19 protein-coding genes are annotated in these 19,321 nt (G+C 66.4%); 8 read left to right on the top strand and 11 right to left on the bottom strand.

The annotated features are described in order from the left end of the window. Positions 1–64: 64 nt before the first annotated feature. Positions 65–1,894 (top strand): DNA helicase RecQ, encoded by a 1,830-nt coding sequence (gene recQ, locus U858_RS0108855; protein WP_025136812.1) that lies wholly within the window; start codon positions 65–67, stop codon positions 1,892–1,894. A gap of 15 nt (positions 1,895–1,909) precedes the next feature. Here the strand turns inward: recQ and U858_RS0108850 are convergent, their stop codons facing one another. Continuing rightward, positions 1,910–2,965: a cytochrome d ubiquinol oxidase subunit II gene (locus tag U858_RS0108850; RefSeq protein ID WP_025136811.1), complete on the bottom strand. Its 1,056-nt coding sequence runs from the start codon at positions 2,963–2,965 to the stop codon at positions 1,910–1,912. Next, positions 2,962–4,305: a cytochrome ubiquinol oxidase subunit I gene (locus tag U858_RS0108845; RefSeq protein WP_025136810.1), complete on the bottom strand. Its 1,344-nt coding sequence runs from the start codon at positions 4,303–4,305 to the stop codon at positions 2,962–2,964. Before U858_RS0108845 ends, U858_RS0108850 begins: the two co-directional genes overlap by 4 nt. Positions 4,306–4,442: 137 nt before the next feature. Here U858_RS0108845 and U858_RS0108840 point away from each other — a divergent pair, with 137 nt between their 5' ends. Next, positions 4,443–6,209, top strand: coding sequence for a glutamine--tRNA ligase/YqeY domain fusion protein (locus U858_RS0108840; protein ID WP_025136809.1), 1,767 nt, complete (start codon positions 4,443–4,445; stop codon positions 6,207–6,209). A 567-nt stretch (positions 6,210–6,776) separates the two neighbouring features. On the opposite strand, the gene U858_RS0108835 is transcribed toward U858_RS0108840, so the two are convergent. The 3 genes from U858_RS0108835 to U858_RS0108825 are packed head-to-tail and all read right to left on the bottom strand — an operon-like array spanning position 6,777 to position 10,014. After that, on the bottom strand, positions 6,777–7,772 hold the full coding sequence (locus tag U858_RS0108835) for a tripartite tricarboxylate transporter substrate binding protein (RefSeq protein WP_025137201.1): 996 nt from the start codon (positions 7,770–7,772) through the stop codon (positions 6,777–6,779). Positions 7,773–7,819: 47 nt separating this feature from the next. Next, positions 7,820–9,091, bottom strand: a complete 1,272-nt coding sequence (locus U858_RS0108830; protein ID WP_042884643.1) for a CaiB/BaiF CoA-transferase family protein — start codon at positions 9,089–9,091, stop codon at positions 7,820–7,822. Continuing rightward, on the bottom strand, positions 9,088–10,014 hold the full coding sequence (locus U858_RS0108825; RefSeq protein WP_025136808.1) for a hydroxymethylglutaryl-CoA lyase: 927 nt from the start codon (positions 10,012–10,014) through the stop codon (positions 9,088–9,090). The genes U858_RS0108830 and U858_RS0108825 overlap by 4 nt, the downstream gene beginning before the upstream one ends. Positions 10,015–10,117: 103 nt before the next feature. On the opposite strand from U858_RS0108825, the gene U858_RS0108820 reads away from it, so the two are divergent. The 4 genes from U858_RS0108820 (at position 10,118) to minE (ending at position 12,988) form a co-directional block, all read left to right on the top strand. Further along, the gene (locus tag U858_RS0108820; protein ID WP_025136807.1) at positions 10,118–10,849 is read left to right on the top strand and encodes an IclR family transcriptional regulator; all 732 of its coding nucleotides are present in this window, start codon (positions 10,118–10,120) and stop codon (positions 10,847–10,849) included. A 90-nt stretch (positions 10,850–10,939) separates the two neighbouring features. Then, the gene (gene minC / locus U858_RS0108815; protein WP_025136806.1) at positions 10,940–11,827 is read left to right on the top strand and encodes a septum site-determining protein MinC; all 888 of its coding nucleotides are present in this window, start codon (positions 10,940–10,942) and stop codon (positions 11,825–11,827) included. Between the two features lie 84 nt (positions 11,828–11,911). Beyond that, positions 11,912–12,727, top strand: a complete 816-nt coding sequence (minD, locus tag U858_RS0108810) for a septum site-determining protein MinD (RefSeq protein WP_025136805.1) — start codon at positions 11,912–11,914, stop codon at positions 12,725–12,727. Positions 12,728–12,730: 3 nt separating this feature from the next. Further along, the gene (minE, locus tag U858_RS0108805) at positions 12,731–12,988 is read left to right on the top strand and encodes a cell division topological specificity factor MinE (RefSeq protein WP_025136804.1); all 258 of its coding nucleotides are present in this window, start codon (positions 12,731–12,733) and stop codon (positions 12,986–12,988) included. 178 nt (positions 12,989–13,166) lie between these two features. Here minE and U858_RS0108800 read toward each other — a convergent pair whose 3' ends face one another. The 6 genes from U858_RS0108800 to U858_RS0108780 form a co-directional block, all read right to left on the bottom strand. Then, positions 13,167–13,391: a glycine zipper 2TM domain-containing protein gene (locus tag U858_RS0108800; RefSeq protein WP_025136803.1), complete on the bottom strand. Its 225-nt coding sequence runs from the start codon at positions 13,389–13,391 to the stop codon at positions 13,167–13,169. A 188-nt stretch (positions 13,392–13,579) separates the two neighbouring features. Continuing rightward, positions 13,580–14,113 carry an isochorismatase family protein gene (locus U858_RS0108795; RefSeq protein ID WP_025136802.1) on the bottom strand — a complete coding sequence of 178 codons (534 nt, stop codon included), beginning with the start codon at positions 14,111–14,113 and terminating at the stop codon, positions 13,580–13,582. Positions 14,114–14,183: 70 nt separating this feature from the next. Then, positions 14,184–14,561 (bottom strand): type II toxin-antitoxin system VapC family toxin, encoded by a 378-nt coding sequence (locus U858_RS34740; RefSeq protein ID WP_081821580.1) that lies wholly within the window; start codon positions 14,559–14,561, stop codon positions 14,184–14,186. Beyond that, on the bottom strand, positions 14,548–14,757 hold the full coding sequence (locus U858_RS0108790) for a type II toxin-antitoxin system VapB family antitoxin (protein ID WP_025136801.1): 210 nt from the start codon (positions 14,755–14,757) through the stop codon (positions 14,548–14,550). Before U858_RS0108790 ends, U858_RS34740 begins: the two co-directional genes overlap by 14 nt. Positions 14,758–14,881: 124 nt before the next feature. After that, positions 14,882–16,555, bottom strand: coding sequence for an energy-dependent translational throttle protein EttA (gene ettA / locus U858_RS0108785; protein WP_025136800.1), 1,674 nt, complete (start codon positions 16,553–16,555; stop codon positions 14,882–14,884). Between the two features lie 66 nt (positions 16,556–16,621). Beyond that, on the bottom strand, positions 16,622–17,590 hold the full coding sequence (locus U858_RS0108780) for a DMT family transporter (protein ID WP_081821579.1): 969 nt from the start codon (positions 17,588–17,590) through the stop codon (positions 16,622–16,624). A 99-nt stretch (positions 17,591–17,689) separates the two neighbouring features. On the opposite strand from U858_RS0108780, the gene U858_RS0108775 reads away from it, so the two are divergent. Together U858_RS0108775 and U858_RS0108770 are read left to right on the top strand one after the other, a co-directional pair. After that, positions 17,690–18,505 carry a helix-turn-helix transcriptional regulator gene (locus U858_RS0108775; protein ID WP_025136798.1) on the top strand — a complete coding sequence of 272 codons (816 nt, stop codon included), beginning with the start codon at positions 17,690–17,692 and terminating at the stop codon, positions 18,503–18,505. A 123-nt stretch (positions 18,506–18,628) separates the two neighbouring features. Continuing rightward, positions 18,629–19,159 (top strand): hypothetical protein, encoded by a 531-nt coding sequence (locus tag U858_RS0108770; protein WP_025136797.1) that lies wholly within the window; start codon positions 18,629–18,631, stop codon positions 19,157–19,159. Positions 19,160–19,321 lie beyond the last annotated feature (162 nt).

Below are 19,321 nucleotides of genomic sequence, written 5' to 3'. Positions count from 1 at the left end.
GCTCGGACCGGCCATCCGGATTTGCGGCTTAAAATCCCTGCCATGATGCTCACGGCCTATCCCCATGTCTGACGCGCGCGCCCTAGGTGTCCTGCAGCGCGTTTTCGGTTACGAATCCTTCCGCGGCGACCAAGAAGCCATTGTCCAGCAAGTCATCGACGGCGGCGACGCGCTGGTCCTGATGCCCACGGGCGGCGGCAAGTCGCTCTGTTATCAGATCCCGTCCCTGGTGCGCGAAGGCACCGGCATCATCGTGTCGCCGCTGATTGCCCTGATGCAGGACCAGGTCGACGCCCTGACCGAACTGGGCGTGCGCGCCGCGTTCCTGAATTCCACCCAGGAATGGCGGGTCGCGCGCGACGTCGAAGAAGCCTTCGTGGCCGGCGAACTGGACATGCTGTACGTCGCCCCCGAACGGCTCCTGACCGACCGCTGCCTGCAATTGCTCGACCGCGGCAACATCGCGCTGTTCGCCATCGACGAGGCCCACTGCGTATCGCAATGGGGCCACGATTTCCGGCCGGAATACCTGGGCCTGTCGATGCTGCACGAGCGCTGGCCCGACGTGCCGCGCATCGCGCTGACCGCGACCGCCACGGCCGAAACCCGCACCGAGATCGCCCACCGCCTGTCGCTGGACGACGCGCATCACTTCGTTTCCAGCTTCGACCGCCCCAACATCCGCTACCGCATCGTCGAAAAGAACGAAGTGCGCAAGCAGCTGCTGGACATGATCCGCACCGAGCACGAAGGCGAATCCGGCGTGGTGTATGGCCTGTCACGCGCCCGGGTCGAGGAAACCGCCGAATTCCTGTGCAACCAGGGCATCGACGCCATGCCCTACCACGCCGGGCTCAGCGCCCAGGTGCGGGCGGCCAACCAGTCGCGTTTCCTGCGCGAAGACGGCGTGGTGATGGTGGCCACCATCGCATTCGGCATGGGCATCGACAAGCCGGACGTGCGCTTCGTGGCCCACATCGACCTGCCCAAATCGGTCGAGGGCTACTACCAGGAAACCGGCCGCGCCGGCCGCGACGGCCTGCCCGCCACGGCGTGGCTGGCCTATGGCCTGCAAGACGTGGTGCAGCAGCGCCGCATGATCGACGAATCCCCCGGCGACGAGTCCTACCGCCGCCGCCTGGGCCAGCAGCTGGACGCTATGCTGGGCTTGTGCGAAACAGTGGAATGCCGCCGGGTGCGGCTGCTGGCGTATTTCGGCCAGCAGATCACCGCCTGCGGCAACTGCGACGTCTGCCTGGACCCGCCCCAGGCCTGGGACGGCACCGTGGCCGCGCAAAAGGTGCTGTCGGCCGTGTACCGCCTCTGGAAAGAACGCGGCCAGCGCTACGGCGCCGGCCACATCATCGACATCTTGCGCGGCAAGGTCACCGACCGCACCCGCCAGCACGGCCACGAAACGCTGAGCGTGTTCGGCGTGGGCGAAGACCTGAGCGATACCGCCTGGCGCGGCGTGCTGCGCCAATTGCTGGCGCAAGGCCTGCTCACGGTGGACACCGAAGGGTTCGGCACCTTGGCCCTGACCGAAGGCAGCCGCGCGGTGCTCAAGGGCGAACGCCAACTGATGCTGCGGCGCGAATCCGAAAAGAAGGCCCGTTCCAGCAAGTCCGGCGGCACCCGGGCCAAGGCCGCGGCGGTGGACCTGCCGGCCGAGCTGCAGCCGGTGTTCGAAGCGCTGCGCGCCTGGCGCGGCGAAGTGGCCAAGAGCCACGGCGTGCCCGCCTATGTCATTTTCCATGACGCCACGCTGCGGGAAATCGCGCTGGCCCAGCCAGAATCGATGGATGCGCTGAGCCACATCAGCGGCGTGGGCGCGCGCAAGCTGGAAGCCTACGGCGAAGAGATCCTGCAGCGGGTGGCGCGGCCGGTGCTGTAGCGCGTGCGGCGCCCGTCAGGGTGACGGCGGCGGCAGCAGCGGCACGGGTGCGCGCTCTTTGCCGAACACCGAGCGGTAGGCCAGGATGTTGAACACCAGCACCACCGGGATGCCCACCACCGCGCCCGCCATCACCAGACGCATCGAACCGAGCGCGCCAGCGCCGTCCCACAGCGTCATATCGTCCAGGATCAGGTAGGGGAACAGGCTGTAGGCCAGGCCGCTGAGCATCAACAGGAACAGCGCCACGCACAGCACGAACGGCAGCCAGCTGAAACGGTCGGCGCGGCCCGGCAGGCGGGCCAGCAGCATTTCGGCCGCCACGAAGCCGGCCAGCATCAGCACCCAGACCGTGGCCGCCAGGCTCAGGTGGGCGATGTTGCTCCATTTATAGAAGATGCCGGCGTTGGCCAGGCCCAGCGTGACGGCGATGGCGACCATGCCGACCGCGGTCCAGCGGATCGCGTGGCGCGCCCAGTTGGCGGCGCGGCGTTGCAGGTCGCCGTCGACCCGCATCACCAGCCACGACGCGCCCAGCAGCACATAGGCCGCCACCGCGCACAGGCCGACGAACATTGCGAACCAGCCATAGCCGGCGTCGGACTGGTAGCCAGTGGCGATGCGCCCCAGCAGCATGCCCTGGCCGAAGGCGGTGATCAGCGACCCGGCCCAGAATGCGAAGATCCAGCGCGGCTTGGCCTCGGTGCGGGCGCGGATGCGGAATTCGAACGCCACGCTGCGCAGCACCACGCCCAGCACCATGAAGGTGAGCGGCCCGTAGAGCTTGCCCAGCACCGCGCCCCAGGCGAACGGAAACGCCGAGGCGAACAGGCCCATGCCCAGCAGCAGCCAGAATTCGTTGGCATCGCGCCAGGGGCTGAGCAGGCTCATCATGCGGCCGCGCTCTTGCTCGGGCGCCAGTTGCAGCAGGATGCCCACGCCCAGGTCGAAGCCGTCCAGCACCATGCCGGCGGCAATGACGACGAACAGCAGGCCCATGAACGCCAACGGCATCCAGAAGGAAGGGTCTTCGGGGCTGAGGCCTTGCGACGCGGCCAGCATGGCGATCATGGCGTGCCTCCGGCGAGTTTGCGTACCGGCACCACACCGTAGCGCGCCGCGTGGAAGAGCATGCCGGCAAAGGCCGCCAGCAGCAGCGAGTAGAGCAGGCTGTAGCCCACCAGGCCGTACGCCACGGTGCTGGAGGACACCGCGCCCAGCACTTCGGACTGCGTGACGGTGCCGTTCACGGCAAAGGGTTGCAGGCCGATGACGGACACCCACCAGCTGGCCACGACGGCGATGCCGCCCGAGAACATCATGCCGCACAGCACCCGCTGCCACCATTGCGGCAGCACGGCCACGTCCAGGCCCCGGCGCCAGGTCCAGAGGAAAGTGATCCAGGACACGGCCAGCATCAGCAGGCCCAGGCCAGCTGCCACCCGCAGCGACCAGAAGGTCAGCGCCACCGGCGGCAGCATGCCGGAATACTTGTCCAGGCCCTGGTAGGTGCCGTCTTCATTGCGGTGCAGCCACATGCCGCCGGCATTGCGCAGGGTCCAGTCGGCCACGTTGGTATGGGCGCGGGCGTCCGGCCAGCCGAACAGCACCAGGCGCGGCTCAGTGCCGCTTTCCCAGTAGCCGGCCGCGGCAGCCGCCTTGGCGGGCTGGTATTGGGCCACCATCTGCCCGGCGCCCGTGGCCACCGGCACCTGCAGCACGGCGGCCAGCGCGGCGATGGCCAGGCCGGTCTTGAAGGTGCAGCGTTCGCCGTCGTCCAGCGGGCGGCGCAGCGCTTGCAGCGCAGTCACGCCCATCATCAGGAAGGCCGCCGCCAGCGCCGATCCCACGACCACGACGCCCATGCGCCAGCCGACGGACGGGTTCAGCACCACGGCCACCCAGTCGTAGACTTGGTAGCGGCCGTCGACCAGCACGGCGCCGTCAGGCGTCTGCATCCAGGATTGCAGGGCCAGCACCCAGAACAGCGCGACCAGTTGGCCCACCGCCACCATCAGCACCGCCAGGGTGTGGGCGCCGTCGGACACGCGGCGCTGGCCGAACAGCATGACGCCCAGGAAGCAGGACTTGAGGATGAAGACGGACAGGATGCCGTAGCCCAGCAAGGGGCCGGCGATGTTGCCGATCTTGTCCATCAGGCCCGCCCACAGGCTGCCCAGCTGGATCAGCACCGGCACGCAGGCGGCCAGGGTCAGGACGAAAGACAGGGCGAAGATGCGGACCCAGAAGCGGTAGGCGGCCGTCCAGCCGCCCTGCCCGGACACGCGGGCGCGAATCTTGAAGAACAGCAGAACCCAGGCAAGCGCCAGGGCCACGGCCAGGAACAGCGCCAGGAAGCTCAGGCTGGCCACGAATTGCGCACGGGCCAAAGATAGGGTGGAAATATCCATGATGGCCCGTAGTGTAGAGCCAGTTACATGACGATGGGGGACAGTTTGAAACCGCTTGCGCCCCCCCTGGAAATGGTCCTTCTCAGGAACGTGGCAAAATTGACGCTTTGTCGCTGCTTTTTCCTATTCTTTCAAGAATGACCTCCGCCACGACGCCGACCCCCGCTGCATCCAATTTCCTGCTCAACATCGTCGAAGACGACCTGCAAGCCAACCGCTTCCAGGGCAAGCGTTGGGCGGGCAAGCCTGGCCCGGCGGCCGTGCAGCAGCAGGGCGAGCCCGATCCGGCCCGCATCCGCACGCGCTTTCCGCCGGAGCCCAACGGCTACCTGCACATCGGCCACGCCAAGAGCATCTGCGTGAATTTCGGGCTGGCCCGCGATTTCGGCGGCGTCTGTCACCTGCGTTTCGACGACACCAACCCCGAGAAAGAAGACCAGGAATACGTCGACGCCATCATCGAGGCCGTGCACTGGCTGGGCTTCGACTGGAAGGCCGACGGCCGCGACAACCTGTATTTCGCCAGCGACTACTTCGGCTATATGTATGAGTTCGCCGAGGCGTTGGTCGAGGCCGGCCACGCCTATGTCGACGAGCAAAGCCCCGAAGAGATCCGCGCCAACCGCGGCACGCTGACCGAACCCGGCACCGATTCGCCCTGGCGCAACCGCCCGGCCGCCGAGTCGATCACGCTGCTGCGCGAGATGCGCGACGGCAAGCACCCGGACGGCAGCCTGGTGCTGCGCGCCAAGATCAACATGGCGTCGCCCAACATCAACCTGCGCGACCCGGTCATGTACCGCGTGCGCCATGCGACCCACCACCGCACGGGCAACCAGTGGTGCATCTACCCGATGTACAGCTGGGCGCACCCGGTGGAAGACGCGCTGGAAGGCATCACGCACAGCGTCTGCACACTGGAATTCGAAGACCAGCGCCCGTTCTACGACTGGATCCTGACGCGCCTGGCCGAGCTGGGCAAGCTGGCCCAGCCGCTGCCGCACCAGTACGAATTCGCCCGCCTGAACCTGAGCTACGTGGTCACCAGCAAGCGCAAGCTGCTGCAACTGGTGCGCGAAGGCCACGTGGACGGCTGGGACGACCCGCGCATGCCGACCATTTTCGGCCTGCGCCGCCGCGGCTACACGCCGGCCTCGATCCGCCTGTTCTGCGACCGCACGGCGGTGTCGAAGTCGGATTCGCGTATCGACTACAGCCTGCTGGAACAAGCGGTGCGCGACGACCTGGACCCGATCGCTGCGCGTTCGGTGGCGGTGCTGGACCCGATCAAGCTGGTGATCACGAATTACCCGGAAGGCCAGACCGAAGTCTGCACGGCGCCGCGCAATCCGCACGATCCGGAGGCGGGCGTGCGCGAATTCCCGCTGTCGCGCGAGCTGTGGATCGAGCGTGACGACTTCCGCGAGGAAGCGCCGAAGAAGTATTTCCGCCTGTTCCCGGGCAATACGGTGCGCCTGAAGTACGGCTACGTGGTGCGCTGCACGGGCTTCACGAAGAACGAGGCGGGCGAGGTGGTCGAGGTGCAGGCCGAGTACCTGCCGGAGACCAAGAGCGGTACGCCGGGTGCGGACAGTGTCAAGGTCAAGGGCAATATCACCTGGGTGAGCGTGGCGCATGCGGTGCCGGCGCAGATCCACCTGTACGACCGGTTGTTTGCGGATGCGCGGCCGGATGGCGGGGACAAGGATTTTCTCGCTTGTCTGAATCCGAATTCGAAGCAGACGGTGACGGCGTGGTTGGAGCCGGGGACTGTGGCGACGCCGGGGGCTACCTGGCAGTTCGAGCGGTTGGGTTATTTCACGGCGGACTTGAAGGAGTCTTCTGTTGAAAAGCCGGTTTTGAATCGGGTGGTGACCTTGCGGGATTCTTGGGGGCAGGCTTAGTCGTTGCCGGGGATCTTTTTTGAGAAAGGCGCCTTTATCGGGCGCTTTTTTTATGGGTCGGCCGGGGGCTGGGATGTCGCGGCGTGCGACGGGGCGCGGCCTGGGGGTTGGTTTGGTTTGTGATGTTTGTTCTTCGTAGGTCGCCCCTCGCGCAGGGTGTCTGGGGGGCGGGCGCCCACGATTGCGGTCCGGAGCCTTCGCTCCGGACTGCCCCTGCGTCATCCTCGTCCGCCTTCGGCTACCTACGGATTCCCTTGGGCGCATCGAGGTTGCCCGCCCCCCAGACACCCTGCGCGAGGGGCTACGGGTTGCGAGGATTGAAGCGCTGCTAGGCCGGGGTTGATGGGAGAGGTTTACGGGGCCCGCCCCGGACGGCCGCGCGGGCGGCCTTGCCGGGGCTTACGCGTTTTCGTGCGTCGTAGCGGTGTACGCGGCGCGCTGGCGGAGAGGGAGCTTGTCAGTGCGCCCCTAGAGATGGGGTGGGCAGGGCGCTAACGCGTGTAGGTAGGTCCGGCTTGTTCCTGTGCGCTGCGCGGGCGTCCTGCCTGATTGGTTGTTCTGCCCCGCTCAGTCCATCTTGATATTCGCCGCCTTGACTACGTCGGCCCATTTGGTGGTTTCTGATTTCATGTAGGCCTCGAAGTCGGCGGGGGTGCCGCCCAGGGGTTGGCTGCCTTCGGCTTCCAGGCGTTTGATCAGGTCGGGTTCCTTCAGGACGGTCTGTATGCGGGCGTTGAGTTGGGTGACCATGTCGGGGGGCATGTGGGCGGGGCCGACCAGGCCGGTCCAGGCGGAGGCTTCGAAGCCGGGGTAGCCGGATTCGGCGACGGTGGGGACGTCGGGCAAGGCGGCCAGGCGGGTGTTGGAGGTGACGGCCAGGGCGCGCAGTTTGTTGGCGGCGAGCAGGGGGAAGGCGGTCTGGGGGGTGATGAAGTAGAGGTCGGTCTGGCCGCCTACCAGGTCGGTGACGGCGGGGCCGGCGCCTTTGTAGGGGACGTGCAGGAACTCGATGCCGGCGCGGCGGGCGAGCATGACGCCGGACATGTGGCCGATGGTGCCGTTGCCGGCCGAGGCCAGGCGCAGGGACGAGGCGGGCTTTTTCTTGGCGTCGTCGACCAGGTCGGCCAGGGTCTTGTAGGGGGAATCGGCACGCACGACCAGGACGACGGGCTGGGCGGCGATCAGGCCGACCAGGGTGAAGTCCTTCTTGGGGTCGAACGGCATCTTGGGATAGAGCGCCGGGTTGATCGCGAGGTTGGCGGCCTGGCCCATGCCGACGGTGTAGCCGTCGGGCTGGGCCCGGGCCACGTAGTCCATGCCGATGTTGCCGGTGGCGCCGGGCTTGTTCTGCACCACCAGGCTCCAGCCGGTGGCCACGCCCAGGCGTTCGGCCAGCAGGCGGCTGACGACGTCGGTGCCGCCGCCCGGGGGCATGGGCACGACCAGGTTGATGGGGCGCTCGGGATAGGCGGCGGCGGTGGCGGGCGCGGCGCCGGCCAGGGTAGCGGCGGCCAGGACGGCCCCGGCAAGGCAGCGCGGAAGAAGGCGCGGGAAGGGATTCATGCGGTTGTCTCCAGAAGGATTCTTGGTGGCGGCCGGGGCGGTCGCGGTCAGTACACCGGCCCTACGACGCCGGCTTCGGTCAGGGCCGCGATCTGCGTCGCGCTCAGCCCCAGGGTTTCCAGCAACTGGGCGCCCTGCGCGCCCAGTGCCGGGGGATCGGTACGCACGCCGGGGCGGCGGCCGCCCAGCGTGATGGGCAGCAGCGGCACCTTGGCGTGTTTGCCCGCCCCGCCGCTGCCCGCACCGCTGCCCGCGCCGTCTTGCGGCAAGGTGATGTCGGCCAGGCCACCGGTGGCGGTCAGGTGCGGGTCGTCGAACAGGTCCTGCGGCTTGGCAATCGGCGCGTAGGGCAGGCCCTGGGCCTCGAAGCGGCCGGCGATGTCGGCGGCGGCCAGCGGCGCCATGCGTTCGCGCAGCATGGGCATGAGCCACGAACGGGCTTCGACGCGGTCGTTGTTGCCGGCCAGGCGCGCATCCTGGGCCAGGTCGGCGAAACCGAAGGCCTCGCAGAACAGCTTCCATTGGGTGTCGGACACCACGGCCAGGAAGATCTGTTCGCCATCCTTGACGGTGAAGACGTCATACACGGCCCAGGCGGAGATGCGGCTGGGCATGGGGGCGGCGGGCTTGCCGGTGACGGCGTACTGCATCATGTGATGGCCGACCAGGAACACGTTGTTCTCGAACAGCGCGCTTTGCACTTCCTGGCCGCGGCCGGTGCGGGCGCGTTCCAGCAGCGCGGCCATGGCGCCCATGGCGCCGAACATGCCGCCCATGATGTCGTTGACCGCGGCGCCGGCACGCAAGGGCCGGCCTTCTGGGCCGGTCATGTAGGCCAGGCCGCCCATCATCTGCACCACTTCGTCCAGCGCGGTGCGGTGCTGGTAGGGGCCGGGCAGGAAGCCTTTGTGCGAGACGTAGATCAGGCGTTCGTTCAGCCTGGACAGGGTGGCGTAGTCCAGCCCCAGCCGGGCCATGGTGCCGGCCTTGAAGTTTTCGCTGACGATGTCGGCGCTGGCGATCAGCTTGAGCACCAGCTCGATGCCGCGCGGGTCCTGCAGGTTGACAGGCAGGCTTTTCTTGTTGCGGTTGAACATGGCAAAAAAGCCCGCGCCCGAGCCCTTCAGGCGGCGTGTGTTGTCGCCCTGCACCGGTTCGATCTTGATGACCTCGGCGCCCAGGTCGGCCAGCATCATGCCGCAGGTGGGGCCCATGACCATGTGCGTAAATTCCACCACCCGGATGCCGGCCAGCGGCAGCGGCGCCTCGCCGGTTTGGGTGGCGGTTTGTGCGGCGGCGTCGTGCGATTGCGGATTCATGCGGCCTCCCGCGCGTAAGTGAAGCCCTTGGGCAGGCCGGCGTCGGGCACGTGGCCGTACAGCGGTTCGCCGGGCAGCCCTTCTTGCAGCGCATCGCGCGCGGCCAGGAGGCCGTTCATGTCGATGCCGGTATCCAGGCCCATCGACTCGAGCAGGAACACCAGGTCTTCGGTGACGATGTTGCCGGTGGCGCCGGGCGCGTACGGACAACCGCCCAGGCCGCCCTGGCTGGCGTCGAACGTGTCGACGTCGGCCTCCAGCGCGGCCACCACATTGGCCAGCCCCTGGCCGCGCGTGTTGTGAAAGTGGGCGCCGCCCGCGCGTTCGCCGAGTTCGGCACGCAGGGCCTTGAACAGGCGCTTGACCTGCGCGGGGTTGGCGTAGCCGGTGGTGTCGGACAGCCCCACTTCGTCCACGCCCAACTGCGCCATCGTGACGGCCAGGCGCAGCGTGTCGGCTTGCGGCACCTGGCCGGCCAGCGTGCAGCCGAACGCGGTGGACAGGCCGGCTTCCAGTTTCACGTCGGGGAATTGCGCGTTGCGCAGGGCCACCACGGCGGCCACTTCGTCGCGCATCTGCGCGTGGGTCTTGCGCACGTTGGCCAGGGAATGGGCCTCGCTGACCGACACGGGCAGCGTGACCTTGGCCGCGCCCGCCAAGAAGGCCGCGCGGGCGCCGCGCAGGTTCGGGGCCAGCGCCGCCACGGCCAGGCCGGGCAGTTGCCGGGCGCCCGCCACCACGTCGGCCGCGTCGGCCATCTGCGGCAGCAACGTGGGCGGCACGAACGAGCAGACCTCGATTTCGCGCAGACCGGCCGCGGCCAGTGCGGCGATCCAGCGCAGCTTGGCGGGCGTGGACATGATGGCGGCGATGCTCTGCAACCCATCCCGGGGGCCGACCTCGCTGACTAGAATCTGGGGCATTGACTTTCTCCTTAGCGTTCTATAAGATAGAACGACGTTCTATAAATTATTCCCCATCCGGATTCCGGGTGTCAACCCTGCCTGCCCGAAAGGCCGCTTTGCCATGCCCAGAAAAGCCAGCCAACCCTCGTTAGCCGACCAGCACGCAGCGCCCGGCGGCGCCGCCGCGGTGGACCGCGCCCTGTCGGTGCTGTCCGCTTTCCGCACGGGCGACCGGTCACTGACCCTGGCCGAACTGGCCGAACGCACCCAGCTCTACAAAAGCACCGTGCTGCGTCTTCTGGCCTCGCTGGAACACGGCCGCCTGGTGCAGCGCACCGCCGACGGCCACTACGCCCTGGGCGCCGAAATCGCACGATTGCATGGGGTCTACGCGGCCTCGTTCTCGCTGGAAGCCGTGGTCATGCCGGTGCTGCAGGAACTGGCGCGCGCCACCCGCGAAAGCGCCGCATTCCACGTACGCCAGGGCGAACACCGCCTGTGCCTGTACCGGGTCGATTCGCCGCAACCGGTGCGCGACCACATCAAGGCAGGCGACCTGCTGCCCCTGGACCGGGGCGCGGGAGGCCGCGTGCTGACGGCGTTCGGGGGCGCGCCGGGCGAACCCTACGAATCCATCCGCCAAAGCGGCGTGGTGGTGCTGGAAGGCGACCGCATGCCCGAGCTGTCGGGCATCTCGGCGCCGGTCTTCAATGCCACGGGCGAATTGGCCGGGGCGGTCACGCTGACCATGCCCACGCCGCGCCTGCAACGCGACCATGCGGCGCTGGTGGTGGCCGCCGCGGCCGATGCCACCCGCAAACTGGGCGGTTTTTACCCTTGGCCGAACGATTGAACGGCCCCGGGGCGGGTTATCATCCCCGACATTGCGCAGCCGGTCGCATGCGCCCCTTTCGGGCGCACAGAACCGCCAGCCCCACTCAAGATGAACACTGAATCCCTAGCCCTGGACTTCAAGAGCGCCACCCTGTATGCCATCCGGGTGGTCCTGCACAGCGCCGACCCCGAACGCCTGAACGCCGCGCTGGCCAAGCGCATGGCCGATGCGGGCAGCTTCTTCGAGAACGAACCCGTCGTCATCGACGCCAGCCGCGTCGAGGAAAAAATCGATTGGACCGCGCTGGTCGCGGCGCTGCGCGGGCATAACCTGCCCCCCATCGGCGTGGTCGCCGAAGGCGCCAACCTCGCCGCTGCGCGCGCCGCGGGCCTGACGCCCGTGGAACTGTCCACGCCCGCAGCCCGCCCGATGCCGGTGGTGGACACCGCGCCGCCCAATGACGTCGCCACGCCGGTGCCGTCGGTGCCTGCCGCCGCGGTCGAGATCGCCTCCGCGCCCACGCCGGCCGACACACCTGCGGACAAGCCCGCCGAGAAGTCTGCCGATACCGCGGCCGCCAAGTCCACCGAGCCCCTGCCCGAGCGCGCCGCCAGCAGCACTACGTCGGCGCCCAGCCCGACGCCGGCCGCGCCGCAATCGTCGTCGGCGCTCGTCATCACCAAGCCCCTGCGGTCCGGCCAGCGCGTCTATGCGCGCCACACCGACCTGGTCGTCATCGGCATGGTCAGCCAGGGCGCCGAAGTCATCGCCGACGGCAACGTGCACGTGTACGGACCGCTGCGCGGCAAGGCCATGGCCGGCGCGCGCGGCGATACGTCGGCGCGCATCTTCACCACGCACCTGGATGCGGAGCTGCTGGCCGTGGCCGGCGTGTACCGTGTGGTGGAAGACAAGCTCGACAAGTCGCTGCACAACCAACCGGCGCTGGTGCGGCTGGATGGCGACACACTGCGCATCGAGGCGCTCAAGGCCTGACGGCAACACATTCTGTAAGAAGCCTTACATGGGCTTTTTGCTTTACGATAACGCGATTTATTCGAACATAAGGGTTTGATCGTCATGACACGCATTGTTGTGGTGACTTCCGGCAAAGGCGGCGTGGGTAAAACCACGACGAGCGCCAGTTTTTCCGCGGGCCTCGCGATGCGGGGCCACAAGACCGCTGTCATCGACTTCGATGTCGGCCTGCGCAATCTCGACCTCATCATGGGCTGCGAGCGTCGCGTGGTGTACGACTTCGTCAATGTGATCCAAGGCGAAGCCACGCTCAACCAGGCGCTGATCAAGGACAAGCAGCTTGAAAACCTGTTCATCCTGCCCGCCTCGCAAACGCGCGACAAAGACGCGCTGACGCAGGAAGGCGTGGAAAAGGTCATCAACGACCTGAAGGAAATGGGCTTCGACTACATCGTCTGCGATTCGCCCGCCGGCATCGAAACGGGCGCCCTGATGGCCGCCTACTTCGCCGACGACGCGCTGGTCGTGACCAACCCCGAAGTCTCGTCCGTTCGCGACTCTGACCGCATCCTGGGCATCCTGGCGGCCAAGTCCAAGCGCGCGGTCGACGGCGGCGAGCCGGTCAAGGAATTCCTGCTGCTCACGCGCTACAACCCCAAGCGCGTGGTCGACGGCGAAATGCTGTCGCTGGGCGACATCGAAGACATCCTGCGCATCAAGCTCATCGGCGTCATTCCCGAATCCGAAGCCGTGCTGCAGGCGTCCAACCAAGGCCTGCCCGCCATCCACCTGAAAGAGACCGACGTTTCCGAAGCCTACAAGGACGTCGTGGCCCGTTACCTTGGCGAAGACAAGGCCCTGCGCTTTACCGACTACGAGAAGCCGGGTTTCCTGAAACGCCTGTTCGGAGGCAAGTAAGCAATGTCCTTCCTGTCGTTTCTGCTTGGTCAAAAGAAATCGTCCGCTTCCGTCGCCAAGGAGCGGTTGCAGATCATCCTGGCCCACGAGCGGGGCCGCGGCGACTCGCCCGACTACCTGCCGCAGCTGCAGCAGGAACTCATCGCGGTCATTTCCAAGTACGTGAAGATCAACCCCGAAGACATCAAGGTGCACCTGGAACGCCAGGACACCCTCGAAGTGTTGGAAGTGAAGATCGAAATGCCGCAAAGCGAAGCCTGACGCACGCGCCGCGCAGACGTTCTGCGCGGCCCGCGGCACGTTCGCGCGCAAACGAAAAACCCTCGGTTTCCCGAGGGTTTTTTCATGGGCGAAACATTCAACGCAGGCGGCAGCAGGCACGGATACCTGCCGCGGGCACCGGCCCACCCAGGGCCAGCGTGCCCTTGCCGCAGCTGGCTTAGTGCTTGCCGACCTGGTCGCCGATGACACCGCCGATGGCTGCGCCACCCACGGTACCCAGGATGCCGCCGTTGGTGATGACGGCGCCCGCCACACCACCCAGCGCCGCACCGCCCACCGTGCTCTTCTGGCGATGGCTCATGCTGTCCCAGGACGAGCAACCTGCCATCGTGGCAGCCATGGCAACAGCGACACAGATTTTGGAAACAGATGCGATCTTCATGATGAGGCTCCTATTCTTGTACCCGGGGCCGCACCTGAACAAGACGCGAGCGCACGACACCCCTATGGGTTTGGAACCTTCAGGATCGCAAAATATCCCGGGGGACGGTGTGAGGTTTGCCCAGGAATTGTGTCAAAGGGCGAGGGAATCTTTGCGGTTCCCCTGGGCCGTGTTGCAGGGCTTACGCACTATTTGACCAGACGTAACACGTCGCGGAAGCGCGGATGCTCGCAGGTGTCCATCCATTCGAAAATGGCCATTTCCGAGGTGACGATCTCGGCGCCATGGGCGCGCGCGCGGCGCAACGCCGCATGGTGGTCGGACGGCTTGCGCGAGCCTGCCGCATCCGACACCAGCACCGCCTTGTAACCCGCATCGATCAAACCGATGACGGTCTGCAACACGCAGATGTGGGCCTCGCAGCCCGCCACCAGCACGGTCTTGCGCGCGGCCGGCAGCCAGGCGTCAAAGCCGCGTTCGCGCGTGGAAGAGAAATGCATCTTCTGGAACGTGGACTGCACCAGCTCGTTCAGCGGCGCCACGGTCACGCCGAGCATCTTGCTATGGTGTTCCGTCGCCACCACCGGCACCTCGAGCAGGCGCGCGGCCTGCGCCAGCTTGTGCGCCGTGGCCAGCACCGCATCGCCATCGTGGATCACGGGCATCAGGCGGCCCTGCATGTCGACGATGAGCAAGGTGGAATCAGAGGCTTGCAGCAACATGGTGGATCTCCAGAAATCAGTAGGACAAAGCCAGCATAGCGATCTTGTCGACAGGCATCGTATTGCTGGCTCAGTGATATTGAGGGGGTTCAGCGAACAAGCTCAGTTCACTGGCAAGCGACCGTAGACGCTTGTCCTTGGTCCACAACGTTGCACCCGGTGTCAATCGAGTTGAGGCCAAAAGGTGCAAATCCACGTAGCCGATTCCTTTGCCAAATAGTCTCTCGGCCTGCAGAAAATGCATCACCTCGTTGTGACTTGCTCTCACGACTTGGGGTAGTAGCGTCAATGCATCCATTACCGTTTCGCGTCTTCCCAAAGAGCCAAGTGCGAGTTCGCCAACCACGAATGGATGCATCAGCACGCTTTCATCATTCAATAGGCGTTCAAGGCGGGGTTCACCCTCAGCCAAATGATCGATCCAGACAGAGGTATCAACCAAGATCATCGGCAGTCTCCGTTTGACGCCGAGGTATCGGCTTCAGCTTGGGAGAGCTTCCACCCAGCTTGGCCAGCCGCTTCGCGGCTTCTTTCTGCACCAGCTTGGTCAGTGCTTGCTGGAGCAGCGCGGACGTTTCCTGAATACCCGTGTAGGTTCGGGCCAGTTCCAGCAGATCGTCGTCGAGTGTCACAGTGGTACGCATGCGAACCTCCCCGTCGTAAATTTGAATCAAAAATAACATCAAATGATGCTGCTTTTGATTCTAACACCTCAAAAAAAATCCCGGCACATCGGCCGGGATTTCTCGGACTGCGTTACAGGCGGGATTACTTCAGGGCCTTGTAGCGCAGGCGCTTGGGCTTGGCGCCTTCTTCGCCCAGGCGGCGTTTCTTGTCGGCTTCGTACTCTTGGTAGTTGCCATCGAAGAACACCACTTGCGAGTCGCCTTCGAATGCCATGATGTGCGTGGCGATGCGGTCCAGGAACCAGCGATCGTGGCTGATCACCATGACGCTGCCGGGGAACTCGAGCAGTGCGTCTTCGAGGGCGCGCAGGGTTTCGACGTCGAGGTCGTTGGACGGTTCGTCCAGCAGCAGCACGTTGCCGCCGGCGATCAGCGTCTTGGCCATGTGCAGGCGGCCGCGTTCGCCGCCGGACAGCTGGCCGACCACCTTGTTCTGGTCGCCGCCCTTGAAGTTGAAGCGGCCCAGGTAGGCGCGCGACGACATTTCGAACTTGCCCACGGTGAGGATGTCGGCGCCGTCGGCCACCGCGTCGAACACGGTCTTCTTGTCTTCCAGCGCATCGCGCGACTGGTCGACGAAGGCCAGCTTGACGGTCTGCCCGACCTTCACTTCGCCCGAATCCGGCTGCTCGCGGCCGGCGATCATGCGGAACAGCGTCGACTTACCGGCGCCGTTGGCGCCGATGATGCCGACGATGGCGCCCGGCGGCACCTTGAAGCTGAGGTTGTCGATCAGCAGGCGATCGCCATAGGCCTTGCTGACGTTGTTGAATTCGATGACCTCGTTGCCCAGGCGCTCGCCCACGGGAATGAAGATTTCCTGGGTTTCGTTGCGCTTCTGGTATTCGTAGGACGACAGTTCCTCGAAACGGGCCAGACGCGCCTTGGCCTTGGCCTGGCGGCCCTTGGGGTTCTGGCGCACCCATTCAAGTTCTTTCTTGATGGTCTTCTGGCGGGCCGATTCCGAGGACTCTTCCTGCTTGAGGCGGTCTTCTTTCTGCTCGAGCCACGAGCTGTAGTTGCCCTTCCAGGGGATGCCGTAGCCGCGGTCCAGTTCGAGGATCCATTCGGCCGCGTTGTCCAGGAAGTAGCGATCGTGGGTCACGCCCACGACGGTGCCCGGGAACTTGTGCAGGAACTGCTCCAGCCATTCGACGCTTTCGGCATCCAGGTGGTTGGTCGGTTCGTCGAGCAACAGCATGTCGGGCTTGGACAGCAGCAGGCGGCACAGCGCCACGCGGCGCTTTTCACCGCCGGACAGGTTGCCGACGATGGCATCCCAGGGCGGCAGGCGCAGTGCGTCGGCGGCGATTTCCATCTGGTGCTCGATGTCGTCGGCGCCGCTGGAGGCGGCGGCCGCGATGATGGCTTCAAGTTCAGCCTGTTCGGCGGCCAGCGCGTCGAAATCGGCGTCCGGCTCGGCGTAGGCGGCGTAGACCTCATCCAGGCGCTTCTTGGCGGTGACCACGGCGCCCAGGCCTTCTTCGACGGCCTGGCGGACCGTGTGCTCGGGGTTGAGCTGCGGTTCCTGCGGCAGGTAGCCGATGTTCAGGCCCGGCATGGGCGTGGCTTCGCCTTCGATCTCGCGGTCCACGCCTGCCATGATCTTCAGCAGCGTCGACTTGCCCGAGCCGTTCAGGCCCAGCACGCCGATCTTGGCGCCAGGAAAAAACGAAAGCGAGATGTCACGCAGGATCTGCCGCTTGGGCGGCACGATCTTGCCGACGCGGTTCATGGTGTAGACGTATTGGGCCATGGGCTCGTATAGGGTAAGAAAGCTGATGAACCGTTGATTGTAGGCCGGATCCCTGACAGGCGCGCGTCAGCCTTGCGCGGCGGGCTTGCCCCCGGCGAACGGCGCACGCATCTGCGCCAGCATCACCCCTGCCAGCGCCATCGCGCCGCCCACGATATGGAACAGGTGCGGCTTCTCGTCCAGGAACAGCGCCGCGATCGCCACCGTGGCCACCGGCATCACGTTCAGGAACATGCTGGCGCGGTTCGGCCCCAGGTGCCGCACCCCCTGCATCCACAGGAACGGCGCGAACAGCGACGGAAATATCGCCGCATACAGCACCAGCGGCAGGTTCTCGCCATTGAGCGACGCGGCCGGCGCCATCAGGAAGGCCGGCAGCTGGAACAGCACGCCGAACGCCACCTGCACATACAGCGACTGCCACGGCCCCACCGGCAGGCCCCAGCGGCGCAGCAGCACGCCGTACAGCGCATACGCCAGCGCCCCCAGGCCCATCAGCACGTCGCCGTGATTCGCGCCCACCGACAGCAGCCGCGCCGGATCGCCCTCGCCGATCAACAGCGCCAGCCCCGCCAGCGACAACAGGCCGCCCAGCAGCGCCATCGCCGACGGCCGCTCGCGCAGCACCAGCGCCCCCACCGCAATCGTCATCAGCGGAATCATCGCCGTGATGATGCCCATATTGGTCGCCGTGGTGCTGCTCGCCGCCACATAGGCCAGCCCCTGGTACAGCGCCATGCCCAGCCCGCCCAGCACCGCGAACTTCGGCAGGTAGGGCAGCACCACGCGCCGATTGCGCCACACCCCCGGCAGCGCGAACGGCGTCAGCACCACGCCCGCCAGCGCCCAGCGATAAAAGCCGATGACTGCCGGTGAAATCACGTCCGCCGCCATCTTGGTGACGATCATGTTGACCGACCAGATCAGCGCCGCCAGCAGCGGAAACAGGAAATAGCGGGCCGGAACAGGAGAAGAAGCCGGGGAAGAAGCCGAGGAAGAGGCCGGGGTCGTCCCCGGAGAAACTGCGCGCGTCATGGAAGCGGTACTGCCAAACAGGAATGGCTGGCCAGTGTAGGGCTATGTCCGACTCGATGTATATAATGAAAATCAGACAAATTCCTGCGAACTTCGGACATGGCTGCTACGCCCCCGGACCTCGGCCCTGGCCGCCCCTACCCCCTGGCCTGCCGCATCCTGCACTTCCTGCCGCATTCACGCGTCAGGCGGCACACCTCGCCCTGGGGCGAACTGAACTTCGCCCTGTCCGGCATCATGGAAATCGGCATCGAAGGCGCCACCTACCTGTCCCCGCCCCAGTACGCCATCTGGATACCGCCCCAGATAGAGCACTGCTGCCAGAACCAGGACGACGTCCATTACGCCTGCATCGACATCCCTGCCGCGGCCTGCGCCGACCTGCCCGCCGCCCCCTGCACCCTCGAAATCAGCCCCGTCATGCGCGCCGTCCTGGCCGACTTCGAACGGCGCGGCATCACCTACCCCGACACCCCCGAAGATCGCCGCCTGGCCCAGGTCGTCATCGATCAGATCCGCGTCGCCCGCGCCTACGCCAGCTACCTGCCATCCGCCAGCGAACCCGTCCTGGCCCCCATCCTGGCCGCCCTGCAAAGCCAGCCCGGCGACAAGCGCAGCGCCGCCCACTGGGCCGCCACCGCCGGCATCACCGAGCGCACCCTGCTGCGCCACTGCCAGCAGCACCTGGGCATGACCTTCAACGAATGGCGCCAGCGCCTGCGCGTCGTCAGCGCCCTCGGCATGCTCGAAGCCGGCCAGTCCGTCCAGGCCATCGCCCGCGACCTCGGCTACAGCACCCCGTCCGCCTTCATCGCCATGTTCCAGCGCCTGACCGGCCAATCCCCCGACAGCGCCCGCAAGCGCACCGACCCACCCCGCCCGTCGCACCATCCCGGTGCGCCCGCTCCGCTATAGCCGCACTCCCCCCGCGTAAATCGTCATCCACCCGTGCGATGCACGGCTTGCGCGATCGCGAGACAATAGCGGTTGTTTTTTCGTAACGCCGTACCCGCGGCATCATCGCGCCCAGGAACCCCCATGTCCGCCTCTGCCACGCCCCCGCCTTCCCTGACCCACTTCAGCGCGACCGAACTCGACATGCTGGCCAAGACCGCCGACGCCCTCAGCGCCTACCTCGGCAAGCCCGTCCTGGCCGAAGTCGTCCTGGGCGACGAAGGCACCGAATGGGTCACCTACGGCGTGCCCATCGACGAAAACGCCAAGACCGACGAAGCCCAGACCCACGTCCAGCTGGGCGGCCCCGGCGCCCGCCTGCTCGGCAACCGCGGCGGCCTGCCCCAGACCGACGACGACACCTACGACTGCCTCTACCTCTGGGCCATCCAGATCTCGCTCAACGAAGGCGAACGCTTCATCAAACTCGACCACGACGGCGAAGAATCCGCCTGGTCCGACAACCTGGAAGACGTCCTGCCTTTCGCCCTGACCGAAGAACCCCTGCCCGACCCCGACGAAGAAGAAGACGACGCCGAAGACGACGACGAAGAAGACGACCCCCTGGGCCACGACCACCCGCACGACCCCAACGATCCGGGCCACCGCCACTGAGCAACACGGCGAAGCAACAGTCGAACACTCAAAGCTGGAAAGGGACCGCCCAGAACGAGCCGGTCCAGCAAAGCGGCCAAGCCGCAACGACGCCCCACAAGCCAAATGCGGCGACGGGCCGCCCGCGCGGCCTCGTTGCCGCGGCCCCGCAAGACGCTCCTC

Source organism: Achromobacter sp. DH1f (genome assembly GCF_000633435.1).
Taxonomy (GTDB): domain Bacteria; phylum Pseudomonadota; class Gammaproteobacteria; order Burkholderiales; family Burkholderiaceae_B; genus Achromobacter; species Achromobacter deleyi.
This window is presented reverse-complemented; position numbering and strand designations above follow the sequence as displayed.

Coding starts and splice junctions, on each gene's coding strand:
- minD (WP_025136805.1), top strand. CDS start 11,912: ATGACACGCATTGTTGTGGTGACTTCCGGCAAAGGCGGCGTGGGTAAA.
- U858_RS0108795 (WP_025136802.1), bottom strand. CDS start 14,113: ATGTTGCTGCAAGCCTCTGATTCCACCTTGCTCATCGTCGACATGCAG.
- U858_RS0108800 (WP_025136803.1), bottom strand. CDS start 13,391: ATGAAGATCGCATCTGTTTCCAAAATCTGTGTCGCTGTTGCCATGGCT.
- U858_RS0108820 (WP_025136807.1), top strand. CDS start 10,118: ATGCCCAGAAAAGCCAGCCAACCCTCGTTAGCCGACCAGCACGCAGCG.
- U858_RS0108835 (WP_025137201.1), bottom strand. CDS start 7,772: ATGAATCCCTTCCCGCGCCTTCTTCCGCGCTGCCTTGCCGGGGCCGTC.
- U858_RS0108845 (WP_025136810.1), bottom strand. CDS start 4,305: ATGGATATTTCCACCCTATCTTTGGCCCGTGCGCAATTCGTGGCCAGC.
- U858_RS34740 (WP_081821580.1), bottom strand. CDS start 14,561: ATGATCTTGGTTGATACCTCTGTCTGGATCGATCATTTGGCTGAGGGT.
- U858_RS0108770 (WP_025136797.1), top strand. CDS start 18,629: ATGTCCGCCTCTGCCACGCCCCCGCCTTCCCTGACCCACTTCAGCGCG.
- U858_RS0108830 (WP_042884643.1), bottom strand. CDS start 9,091: ATGAATCCGCAATCGCACGACGCCGCCGCACAAACCGCCACCCAAACC.
- ettA (WP_025136800.1), bottom strand. CDS start 16,555: ATGGCCCAATACGTCTACACCATGAACCGCGTCGGCAAGATCGTGCCG.
- U858_RS0108850 (WP_025136811.1), bottom strand. CDS start 2,965: ATGATCGCCATGCTGGCCGCGTCGCAAGGCCTCAGCCCCGAAGACCCT.
- minC (WP_025136806.1), top strand. CDS start 10,940: ATGAACACTGAATCCCTAGCCCTGGACTTCAAGAGCGCCACCCTGTAT.
- U858_RS0108790 (WP_025136801.1), bottom strand. CDS start 14,757: ATGCGTACCACTGTGACACTCGACGACGATCTGCTGGAACTGGCCCGA.
- recQ (WP_025136812.1), top strand. CDS start 65: ATGTCTGACGCGCGCGCCCTAGGTGTCCTGCAGCGCGTTTTCGGTTAC.
- U858_RS0108825 (WP_025136808.1), bottom strand. CDS start 10,014: ATGCCCCAGATTCTAGTCAGCGAGGTCGGCCCCCGGGATGGGTTGCAG.
- U858_RS0108775 (WP_025136798.1), top strand. CDS start 17,690: ATGGCTGCTACGCCCCCGGACCTCGGCCCTGGCCGCCCCTACCCCCTG.
- U858_RS0108780 (WP_081821579.1), bottom strand. CDS start 17,590: ATGACGCGCGCAGTTTCTCCGGGGACGACCCCGGCCTCTTCCTCGGCT.
- U858_RS0108840 (WP_025136809.1), top strand. CDS start 4,443: ATGACCTCCGCCACGACGCCGACCCCCGCTGCATCCAATTTCCTGCTC.
- minE (WP_025136804.1), top strand. CDS start 12,731: ATGTCCTTCCTGTCGTTTCTGCTTGGTCAAAAGAAATCGTCCGCTTCC.